Annotated in this window: 6 protein-coding genes and 1 pseudogene; all 7 read right to left on the reverse strand. The window is 74.4% G+C overall.

Features of this window, described 5'->3' with window-relative positions; translation table 11 throughout:
- Positions 1 to 34: 34 nt before the first annotated feature.
- Positions 35 to 3,061: a hypothetical protein gene (locus VR45_RS34795; protein ID WP_045943910.1), complete on the reverse strand. Its 3,027-nt coding sequence runs from the start codon at positions 3,059 to 3,061 to the stop codon at positions 35 to 37.
- A complete protein-coding gene (locus VR45_RS34800; RefSeq protein ID WP_045943911.1) occupies positions 3,061 to 5,007 on the reverse strand; it encodes an HSP90 family protein in 1,947 nt (648 codons plus the stop codon). Before VR45_RS34800 ends, VR45_RS34795 begins: the two co-directional genes overlap by 1 nt.
- A gap of 88 nt (positions 5,008 to 5,095) precedes the next feature.
- Positions 5,096 to 6,112 (reverse strand): hypothetical protein, encoded by a 1,017-nt coding sequence (locus VR45_RS34805; RefSeq protein ID WP_159394462.1) that lies wholly within the window; start codon positions 6,110 to 6,112, stop codon positions 5,096 to 5,098.
- Positions 6,113 to 6,376: 264 nt separating this feature from the next.
- Complete coding sequence (locus tag VR45_RS34810) at positions 6,377 to 7,258, reverse strand: geranyl diphosphate 2-C-methyltransferase (protein WP_045943913.1); 882 nt, start codon at positions 7,256 to 7,258, stop codon at positions 6,377 to 6,379.
- 15 nt (positions 7,259 to 7,273) lie between these two features.
- Positions 7,274 to 8,398: pseudogene (locus VR45_RS34815) on the reverse strand (family 2 encapsulin nanocompartment cargo protein terpene cyclase); the annotation flags it as partial.
- Between the two features lie 396 nt (positions 8,399 to 8,794).
- Entirely contained in the window at positions 8,795 to 9,511 is a 717-nt protein-coding gene (locus tag VR45_RS34820; protein WP_045943914.1) for a flavodoxin family protein, read from the reverse strand.
- Between the two features lie 97 nt (positions 9,512 to 9,608).
- Positions 9,609 to 10,394, reverse strand: coding sequence for a DUF5995 family protein (locus VR45_RS34825; protein ID WP_045943915.1), 786 nt, complete (start codon positions 10,392 to 10,394; stop codon positions 9,609 to 9,611).
- Positions 10,395 to 10,543: the final 149 nt, after the last annotated feature.

Raw genomic sequence — 10,543 nt, forward strand, 5'->3', positions numbered from 1 at the left:
GGCCCGCCCCACCCGCCGTCGCTCCGGCCCGCCGTCAGTCCGCGAGCCGCTCGCGCAGGTCCGCCAGGATCTCGGCGGCCTCCTCCAGCCCGTACCCGCGGCAGCGCTCGACGGCGGCGGCGAGCCGCTCCCGGGCCGCCGCCGTCCGGCCGAGGTCGGTGCCCTCGATCAGGGCGGCCAGCCGGACGGCCTCGGCGCGCGGGGTCTCGGCCCGCTCGCCGCCCGCCTCGTAGGCGGTGATCGCGAGGTCCGCCTCGGTCAGCGCCTCCTCGTAGCGGTCCGCCACCGCGTAGGCGCGGGCCCGCTCGTAGTGGACGGACGCCCGCAGGTACCAGGCGTCGGCCTCGGGCTCCGCCCGCTCGGCCCGCTCGCGCACGGCGTCCGCCTCGGCCAGCCGGGCCAGGGCCTGCTCCAGCCCGTCCGCCCCCTCCCGCTGCACGAGGAGCCGGGCGAACTGCCGCAGCATCGCGGAGACCGGACCGGTCTGCGGCCACTGCTCCTGCGCGGCGAGCGCCCGGGACCTGGCCGCGTGCGCGGCCTCCCAGCGGTCGGCGAGGGCGAGCGCGACGGCCGCCTCGGCGGCGACCATGGTGCGCAGGTGCAGGTCCTCGGTCCAGCCCTCCAGGAGGGTGGCCAGCCGCAGGTACTCCTCGGCGGCGTCCCGGTACTCGTCCAGGGTGTACAGGCCGCGTGCGAGGTCCAGCCTGGCCTGGGCGAACAGCCGGTCGTCCGGTCCGGCGGCGGCCGCGTCGGCCAGCACCGACTCCAGGACGGCCACCGCGTCGGCGGTCCGGTCGGCGGAGCTCAGCAGGTCGGCGAGCTGCAGCCTGGTCCTGGCCGCGTCCCCGGCGGCCGCCGGGCCCTTGCGGTCGAAGCGTCCGGCGGCCTCGGAGAGCGCCCGGATCGCGGCACCGGTGTCCCCGAGGTGGGCGCTGGCGTGCCCGGCCATCAGATAGGTGGCGGCGAACGGGTAGGACTCGTCGGCCCAGCGGGCGGCCGCGGCCAGGGCCCGGTGGAGCACCTCCACAGCCTCGGCCTGCTCGCCGTTCTGCAGCAGCGCCTGCCCCAGCAGGCCGTACGCGCGGGGCGTGTGCCAGGGCTGCCCGGCCTGCTCCAACTCGGCTATGACGGTGCGCAGTTCCTCGGCCGCCTCGGCGATCCGGCCCTGCCGGGCGGCGACGTCGGCGGCGTACTGGCGGGCCACCGTCAGCCGGCGCACGGAGCCCCGGGCGGCCGCGGCCTCGCGGTAGGCGGTGACGGTGCGGGCGAAGCGCCCGGCCTGCTCGGCGGGCGGCTCCTCGGGCGGCTCGGGCAGCGCCAGGACGAGTTCGTGGTGCGCGGCGTAGGCGCGGCACTGGAGGACGACCAGGTAGTCGTCGTCGGCGAGGGCGGGGCCGCCGGGGGCGGCGGCCAGTTCCTCGGCCCGGGCCAGTGCGGCGTCCAGGGCCGCCCAGTCGACGGCCCGCGCGGTCCCGGCGGCGTCGGCGCCCCCGGACTCGGAGCCGTCCCCGGAGTCGCCCCCGTCCCCGTCGTCCGAACCACCCTCCGAGCCGTCCCCGACGAGGACGGCGACCAGGGCCCGGGTCCGGGCCGCCAGGGCCCGCCCGGCCAGCCCCTCCCGCTCGAAGAGGTCGCCGGCGCCCCGCAGTTCGGCGGCGCCCTCCTTCCAGTCCTCCCGGTCGAGTGCCGCGTGCGCCCGCCGCTCGGCGAGTTCGGCGCGCAGCTGCCCGGCCGTACCCACCCGGTCGTCCGCATCGGCCGCACCCGTGACCGCGGCCTCGCCCTCGGCGGTGAACCGCTCGTCGATCCGCCGCCAGAGCCGGTCCGCGTCGGGGTGCCCGAGCAGTTGCAGCTCGCGGGCGCGGAGCACCAGCGCGGCGAAGTCCTCCGGCTCCGGCTCGGCCTCCCGGACCGGCACCGCCGGCACCACCGGGACGGCGGCCAGTTCCGGCGCGGCCGAGGCCCGCACGCCCAGCGCCAGCGGCTCGGCGAGCAGCGGCCGGCGGGCGAGCCGGTCGCGGCGGCGGGAGCCCACCGCCGCGGTGCCGTTGCGGGCGTCGAAGCGGGCGGCCAGGGCGTCGGCCTCGGTGCGCAGATGGGCGAGCAGGGTGTCGACGGTCCAGCTCGCGCCGGGCGGGCCGCTGACGGTGAGTGCGCCGTGGCCGGCCCGGGCCAGGCCGGCGATCAGCACCTCGACGCCGGTGAGGAAGTCCAGCCGGCCGCTCGGGTCGCCGGTGACGCCGAACAGGTCGCGGTTCTCGGCGAGGATCTCCAGCCCGCGCGGCTCGTTGCCGGACAGCGCGCAGAACTCGATGTGCTGGCCGACCGAGCGGACCAGCCCGCTCTTGCCGCGGGCGAAGCGGTAGCCGACCAGGTGGCTGGAGCGGGCCTCGTCCAGTCGGCCCTGGCGCAGCAGCGGGAGCAGCGCCTGGGCGTGGCTGACATGGGGCTCCTCGGCGCAGGTGCTCTCACCGCTGAGCACCGGCCGCCAGGCTTCCAGCGCGGCCGCGTCGTCGCCCTGGCGCACCAGATGGGAGGCCGCGGCGCGGACCTCGCAGGCGTGGCAGTCGCTCAGCTCGGTGCGCGGCCGGGCGGCCCACAGCTCGTAGGCATCCTGGACGTCCTCGCCGATGTGGGCGGCGAGGTGGAAGCGCTGGGCGTAGTAGGGCTGGAGGCCGTGGCCGGCGGCGCGGTAGCGGTCGCGCATCTCGCCGTGCCAGCGGCGGACCGAGGCGAGCGGCACGTCGGGGGTGCCGAGCAGCGAGGTGGCGACCCACTTGAAGCGCCAGAACACCTGCTGCGTCGCCCACTCGCCGAAGCTGTCCGGGTCGGTGTCCCAGAGCCTGAGGACGCGGGCGAAGACGACCGGGGCCTTGCTCCGCTCGCCGTCGTACTCGTAGGCCTCCATGAGTTCGAGGAGGGCCATGGCGCGCAGCCCGGTGTCCTCGAACTGGTCGGCGGCGTCGACGAGTTCCTCGGCGGTGACGGTCCGCTGCCGGCCGTAGGGGCGGGCGTCGTTGTCGCGCAGCGCGGCCATCACCGCGTCGATGGTGTCCAGCATCACGCCTCCTTCTGCGGGCCGTGCGGGTCCTGCCGGTCCTGCGCGCCCCCGCCGGACCCGCCGGACCGGCCGGCGGCCTCGTGGCCGAGCATCGCGTGGTCCAGCAGGCTGATGAACGAGCGGTTGAGCAGGGCGCTCTCGCTGGAGGTGAGCGGCCGGCGGGTGAGCAGCACGGCCTGCCCGTAGAGCGTCTCGACGGCGGTGACGGCGAGTTCGCGGTCCACGATCGAGGCGGCCCGGCGCACCAGCGGGTTGAGGTGGTTGAGGACCAGCTGGGCCCGGGGCACCTCGGCCCGCAGCGAGCCGAGGATGTCGGCCCACAACCCGTCGGCCTCCTCGGCGAGTTGGGCGCGGCCGCGCTCGTGCCTGGCCTCCCGGTTGTCGAGCAGCAGGGCGGGCGCGCTGGTCGGGTGGAAGCTGCGCAGGGCGACGTCGCAGTCGAACCGGCCGACCACCTCGCGGGCCACCGCGAGGAAGGCCGAGGCGGCGAGTTCGGCGGCCGGGTCGACGGTGTCCAGGTGCGCGGTGACGGTGCTGGGGTCGAGGTCGGCGACGGAGGTGCCGGGCCGGATCTCGGGCAGCCGGTGCACGAGGTCGCGGTCGTAGGTGTAGCCGCCGTTGACGACGCCGAGCCCGGCGGCACCGGCGATCGGGGCGACCTGGCGGAACTCCTCGACGGTGCGGGTGACCAGGACCACCGGGTGGGTGCGGGCGAACTCGTCCAGGGTGACATTGCCGTCGGTGGTCTCGAACGGCAGCCAGGGCAGCAGCATCCGCAGCAACTCGTCGTCGTAGCGGGCGAGTTCCTTGACGGCCAGGTGGTGCACCGAGATGAACCGGTGCAGCAGCGCCGGGTCGCTGGCGGACAGGCCGGTGAGCCAGTCGCGGATCCGGGTGCCGAGCGCGTCACGGACGGCGGCGAGCATCTCGTCGGCGTACAAGCCCTCGCGGGAGGCGGTGGGCCGCAGGCCGTCGGTGTCGACCACACAGCGGACGAAGAACGCCCAGTCGGGCAGGAGTTCGTCGGCGTGGTCGGAGAGCAGCATGCCCTTGAGGTGGACCCGGTGGCCGGCCCGGCGGGACGGCGGGACGGCGTCGGGCAGCACATAGGCGACACCGCGCAGGCCGACCAGCGGCAGGTCCAGCTCGATGGTGTCGAGCGGGGTGAAGTCGAAGGTCGAGCGGCAGTACGCGGCCAGCGCCTCGCGGCGGGCCAGCGGGGAGCCGTGCCGGTCCGCCCACGGCGGGGTGTGGTTGACCCGGGTGGTCTCGCCCCGGCCGTCGACCACGGTGACCTCGTGGCGCAGCAGGCTGCCGAAGTCGCGGGCGAGGGAGATCACCCGGTCGGTGCGGGTCCACTCGGCGGCGTCGGCGCGCGGGGCGAGCCGGACGGTGGTGCCCGGCTCGGGCTTGGCCTCGGCCGGCAGGGTGCGGATGGTGTAGCGGCCGTCCGAGCCGCCGCGCCACTCGATGACGGGGGCGTCGGGGGTGGCGGCGGAGCGGGTGACGACGGTGATCTCGTCGGCGACGACGAAGCAGGCCAGCAGGCCGATGCCGAACTGGCCGATGAAGTCGCCCCGGGCGCGGGCGAGTCCGTCACCGTCGAGGCGGCCCTCGGCGTCGCGCTTGGAGCTGCGGCCGATGGTGGCGAGGAAGGTGTGGACGTCCTGCTCGGTCAGGCCGATGCCGGTGTCCGTGACGGTCAGCCCGTGGTCGGTGCGGACGGTGATCGCGGCGGGCGCCGACGGGTCGAGGGCCTGCCGGGCGGAGATGGCGTCGACCGCGTTCTGCAGGAGTTCGCGCAGGTAGACGCGGGGGCTGGAGTAGAGGTGGTGGGAGAGCAGGTCGACCAGGCCGCGCAGGTCGACCTGGAAGGTGTGCGCGCTCGTCGGGTTCTCGGATGGGGACACCGGTGGCTCTTTCGATCGCAAGGGCGGTTCGGGCATGGGGAGGGGCGGCACGACGGCTCCCGGCGGCGGCAGCCGCGGCCGGGGTCGCGGGGCCGGGCGTCGCGGGACCGGGAGACCCGGGCCCCTAAGGTGCGCAGCGGTCGCGGTGGGTGCGGAAGTTCTCGGCCTCGTCGCCGCCCAGGTAGTACCAGGGCCAGTCGGTGACGACGTCGTCGAGGGTGGCGAACACCGCGTGGGCGAGCTCGCGCTCGTCGGCGAGCGAGAGGACCATCGCGAAGACGTTGTGGGTGGCCCGCCAGTCGCGCCGGCGCCGGTAGGCGGGGTGCAGCACGGAGCGCAGCGTCGCCTCGCGCAGCGCGGCGCGGACGGTCGGGCCGGTCAGATAGGCGTGGTCCTCGCCGCCGGGCAGGTCGAGCCAGTGCTCCAGGTGCGCGAGGGCGACGATCTCGCCGAGCGGACTGCCCTCGGGGGCGTCGAGCATCGCCCGGCGGGCGAAGGCGTGCATCTCCTCGTGCGAGCCTCCCCACTTGGCGCAGAGCTGCTGCAGCCGCTGCTGGTGGGAGGCGAGGTGCTCGGGGTCGCGGCGCAGCGCGGCGTCGAAGCGCGCGGTGGCGATGCCGCGGCCGAGCGAGGCGCCGCGGGCGCCGATCTGCAGGAAGAACCAGGGGGCGAGCCAGGACGGTTCGCGCTCGGCAACCTCCAGCAGCTGTTCCTCGGCGGTGCCGAGCCGCTCGCGGAAGAGCTGCCACTGCTCCTCGGTGACCTGCTGGGCGCGCTGGCCGGTGCGGGCCTCCCAGGCCCAGGCGATCTGCCGGGCGCCGGAGAACAGCAGTAGCAGGGTGTCCTCGGGGCGCTCGGCGACGGTGCCGGCCAGCCAGCGCTCGGTGCCCTCGACGGAGCCGAGCCGGTGGAGCAGCCAGGTCAGCTCGGCAGCGTCGTCGATCTCGGTGAGGACGGAGCCGAGCGCGTTCCAGTCGCCGGCCTCGGCGAGGGCGCGCAGCCGGCGCAGCTCCTCGTCGCCGTGCGAGAGGTCGAGCACCGGGGTGAGGCCGCGCGGCGCCTTCCGCCCGAGGCCGCGGCTCCGACGGCCGGCCGGACCCGCCGGGGCGTCATCGGCGGATCGGCGTCGGAAAAAGGACATGGTGCGGCCCCCCTGAGACCTCGTCGACCGGGACGGTCAGCGGTTTCGTTCGTATGGCCTCGCAGTGGCCACTCGGATGCACTGCATATCACGCGCCTCCGACATCCCGTCGACCAGCCCTGTGCCCGGACACCCCCCGGCCCTCCCCGGACGCGCCCGCACTCCCGGCCCGCCCCCGGAGGCACAGGACCCGCCCCCCAACGCACGGGACCCGGCCCGCCGCCGTGCGGCCGGGCCGGGTCCTCGCCGTGCGGCGACGCGGGATCAGACCCGGTCGGCGGCGATCAGCAGGTACTGGAAGGAGCCGTCCTTGTAGGAGTTGATGAACGCCTCCTCGATGCCGGTCACCAGCGACGGCACGGTGGCGCGCAGCTCCCAGTACGGGAGGGTGGCCGCGGTGAGGTCGATGACCGCGTTCGGTACCAGGCGGTTGTCGGCCATCGCCTTGAAGTACTCGCGGCGGGAGTGGATGTTGCACTCGAAGTGGGCGTTGATCTGGGAGACCCACTTCGAGGGCTGGCCGTAGGTCGGGTTCCAGCAGCCGGTGATGGTGACGTAACGGCCGCCGACCGACAGGATCCGGGAGTGCTCGCCGAGCAGGTCCTCCAGGTCGACGTACATGCTGGACTCGTTGTTCCAGGACGCCCGGACGCTGCCGGTGTCGAACGGCATGTCCAGCATGTTGCGGACCTGGGCGCGCACCGAGCCGTCGATGCCCAGCTCCTTGGCCCGCCGGTTGCCGAACTCGGCCTGCTTGGCGGACAGGGTGACACCCTCGACCTTGCAGCCGAAGCGCTGGTGGGCCATCACCATCGAGCCGCCGCGGCCGCACCCCGCGTCGACCAGGGTGTGCTCGGGGCCGATGTCACCGAGGTTGTCCAGCAGCACGTCGGTCTGTGCGGACTCCAGTCGGTGCAGCTCGGCGACCAGCTTCTTCTCGCGCTCGCTGTCGTCCGGCGCGCCCAGCGCGGCCTGGTCGACCGCGCCGATGCCGTAGTGGTGGTGGTAGAGGCCGTCGACATCGCCGAGGCGGAGGTTCACCGGCCGGGCCTCGTGGTCCCAGTAGCGGGCGATGTCGCCCTGGTACGGGGTGGCCGGCCCGGGGACGGCGGTGCGGTTCACGGGGGTGGTGTCGGTGACGGACACGGTTCAGCTCCTTGGTTACCAGAAGTCGGGCAGGCTGTAACGGAAAGTGTTGGTCTGATGCCAGTTGTGGTTGCCGTCGACCCAGGCGGCGACGCCGCGCAGGAAGCGCACCACCACCGGGACGGGGCAGGTGGCGGCGAGTGCGGCCGCCTCCGCCTCGAAGGCGTGCATGAGCTCGTTGTGCACCTCGACGGCCTTGAGGTAGCCGTCGCGGTCGCTGACCCCCTCGCGCTCGGAGATCACCACCGGCAGGTTCAGGTGGGTGCCCGGGCTGGACAGCTCCTTGGTGTACGAGTACAGGTCGTTCACGATGGTGGTGGCGTTCGAGGCGAGCGCGATGACCCGCTGCATGGCGGGGCGGGCGTGCAGGTCGGCGGGCAGCTCGTAGCCGCCGACGGTGTCCGTGATGGTCGGGCAGGGGCGGAAGTTGTTGAACTGGCGCATCGCCAGGTACTCCCACACCTCCGGCACATGGTCCTCCTGGGCCCAGGCGCCCTCGGCGAGGTAGCCGAGGTGCAGCCGCGCCATGTCGTGCCGGAACCGGTCCGACTGGGCGGCGGTGGCGCTGCGGTCGAAGTGGTCCATCGCCGAGCGGTAGGCGCGCCGGGGCGCGTCCGCCGCCAGGGACTCCGCCCAGGCGCCCTGGTACTCGGCGGTGGTGTGCACCGGGTCGAGCGCGGTGTGGGCGAGCAGCAGCCGACTGCCGAGGCCGACCGGCGAACCGCCGTGGTCCTCGCAGTAGTAGTCGTCGACGGCGTTCTCGGCGACCATCAGCCGGGTGGCGATCATGACGTGGTCGACGCTGGGCGCGTCGGGGTGGCAGCCGACCATGTAGCGGCTGACCGAGAAGCCGTCGAACTCCTCCGCATAGTCCGGCGGGTAGAGCTGCACCTCCTCCTCGGCCCACAGCTTGATCCGCCGGCTCACCTCCGCGACCCGCTCCGCGTCCGGCTCGCCCACCGGGTGGAAGTACAGTCCCGGGATCGGGTCCCCGCTCGCCGGCTTGCCCCGCGCCGCGCCGTCCGCGCCATCCGTGTCGGCCACCGCGTCTGCCGTGGACGGAAGTTGACGTGGCGTCAAACTCAGTGCCGAGGTGCCGAGTCCGCTCGGTCCGCGGAGGATCTGCTCCAGCGCCGTCCCGCTCATGACCGCACCGCCGCCCTGCGGCCGGAGTGCGGATGCTGCGACGTCTGCGGTGTCTCGCTGCTCGTGGCCACGGGCATGGGAGAACCTTCCTCTGTGAAGGGGGGACACGTCATGACGGGCCGTCGCCTCGTCCAGAAGAGGGGATCTCCCCATGCGGCGGGGCCCCGTCTCACTTGCTGCCCAACCGTAGGCGGGGCGGAACGATCTGAGCCGCTTCGCATGATCCTGTGCACTCGAAAGGGTGAACGTTCACGTGTGTTGCGTTTGAAGCAGCGCATCCGATGATCGGTTCGGGCCGGCGCCCACGGCAGAGCGGCCCCGCCGGGTGGCGGGGCCGCTGGTGAAGGGTGGTGCGTAGCCGGAGGACCGCCTCGGCGGTGGCGGACCGCCTCAGCGGTGCTCGGGGTTCTCGAAGTCGAAGCGGCAGCCCGCGTCCCACTCGGACCGCTGGTTGCCGTGGACCGGGATCCCGCCCGCGTCCTTGATCATCCGCGCGAGGTGCAGCAGGTTCCAGGTCATGAAGGTGGCGTTGCGGTTGGTGAAGTCGTTCTCCGGCCCGCCCGAACCCGCGTCCAGGTACGACGGCCCCGGCCCGGCCTCCCCCACCCACCCCGCGTCGGCCTGCGGCGGGACCACGTACCCCAGGTGCTGGAGGCTGTACAGCACGTTCATCGCGCAGTGCTTCGCGCCGTCCTCGTTCCCGGTGATCAGGCAGCCGCCGACCCGGCCGTAGTACGCGTACTGGCCGTGCTCGTTGAGGATCGACGAGCAGGAGTACAGCCGCTCGATCACCTGCTTCATCACCGAGGAGTTGTCGCCCAGCCAGACCGGCCCGGCCAGCACCAGGATGTCGGCGGCCATCACCCGGCTGTAGAGCACCGGCCAGTCGTCGGTCTCCCAGCCGTGCTCGGTCATGTCCGGCCAGACCCCGGTGGCGAGGTCGTGGTCGACCGCGCGGACCTCGTCCACCCGCACGCCCTGGCGCTCCAGGATCCCGGTGCTGACGTCGATCAGCCCCTGGGTGTGGCTGCGCTCGGGCGAGCGCTTGAGGGTGCAGTTGATCACCATGGCGGTCAGATCGGTGTACCGGGCGGGCGAGGAGGACATCGGCGGCCTTTCCAGGTCCTTCGACGGGTCGGATCACCCACCACTCCACCCCGGGCCCGCACCGCCCGCCCGCCGGGATCCGCCGACCGGACCCGCCTCACTCCTCCCGGACCGGGCCCGGAGCCGACTCCGCAGCCGACTCCGGTACGGACTCCGGCACGGGCTCCGACACGGTCTCCGGGGCCGCCACCGGGATCGGGGTGACCAGCATCCGCCCGGCCAGCGCGGTGCCCGCCGTGACGGCGGCGAGGGTGGCGTCGAACAGCGGCCGGATGTTGCGCTGCTGCCAGAGCGACAGGGTGGCGGCCCAGGCGGCCTCCCTGGCCCGGGCGGTCGAGAACGCCCCCACCAGGTGGCGCAGCGGCTCGGCCGCCCCGGCGGCGGCCCCGGCGATCCGCTGCTCGAACCCGGCCCGCTCCTCGGCCTCGGCCCGCACCAGCAGCTCGCCGACCAGGACGTAGTCCTCGTGCACCGGCGGGGTGTCGGGCGTGGTCCGGCGCTCGATGCAGGTCTCGACGACGGCGAGCGGCAGGTCGTGGCAGAGGTGGGCGTTGGTCCCGGCGAAGGCGAACTGCACCGGCCACACCCTCCGGTCGTCCCGCGCGTCGACCAGCGGCTGCCAGGCGTCGCCGACCGCCCGACCCGCCCCGGCGGCGTCCAGCACATCGAAGTACTGGTTGGCGAGCAGGACCCCGAGCCGCTCGACGAACGCCGGGTCCCGGACCTCGCCGGCGGCGATCCGCCGCTCCACCAGCGCGGCCACCCGCAGGTGCATCCGGTTGAAGCACGCGATCCCGTCCCCGGGGTCGAGCCGCGCCCCGATCTCCCGCATCCGCTCGACGACCTCGTCGACGCTCTGCGCCCTGGTGGGTGCGTGGGTCATGAGGACGGTCCCTTCCGTTGGCGGTCCCCGACGGGCACGGCGCTCGCCCGGGCTGCCACCTATACCCACCCCACCCCGGCCCGCCGCCCGACCCGGGGGACACACCGCCGCCGGTCACCCGTTCCGGCGAGCCCGACCGGCCCGCGGGC

Origin of the sequence: Streptomyces sp. NRRL S-495 (assembly GCF_000966955.1) — a bacterium.
GTDB lineage: Bacteria > Actinomycetota > Actinomycetes > Streptomycetales > Streptomycetaceae > Kitasatospora > Kitasatospora purpeofusca.

Coding starts and splice junctions, on each gene's coding strand:
- VR45_RS34795 (WP_045943910.1), bottom strand. CDS start 3,061: ATGCTGGACACCATCGACGCGGTGATGGCCGCGCTGCGCGACAACGAC.
- VR45_RS34800 (WP_045943911.1), bottom strand. CDS start 5,007: ATGCCCGAACCGCCCTTGCGATCGAAAGAGCCACCGGTGTCCCCATCC.
- VR45_RS34805 (WP_159394462.1), bottom strand. CDS start 6,112: ATGTCCTTTTTCCGACGCCGATCCGCCGATGACGCCCCGGCGGGTCCG.
- VR45_RS34820 (WP_045943914.1), bottom strand. CDS start 9,511: ATGTCCTCCTCGCCCGCCCGGTACACCGATCTGACCGCCATGGTGATC.
- VR45_RS34825 (WP_045943915.1), bottom strand. CDS start 10,394: ATGACCCACGCACCCACCAGGGCGCAGAGCGTCGACGAGGTCGTCGAG.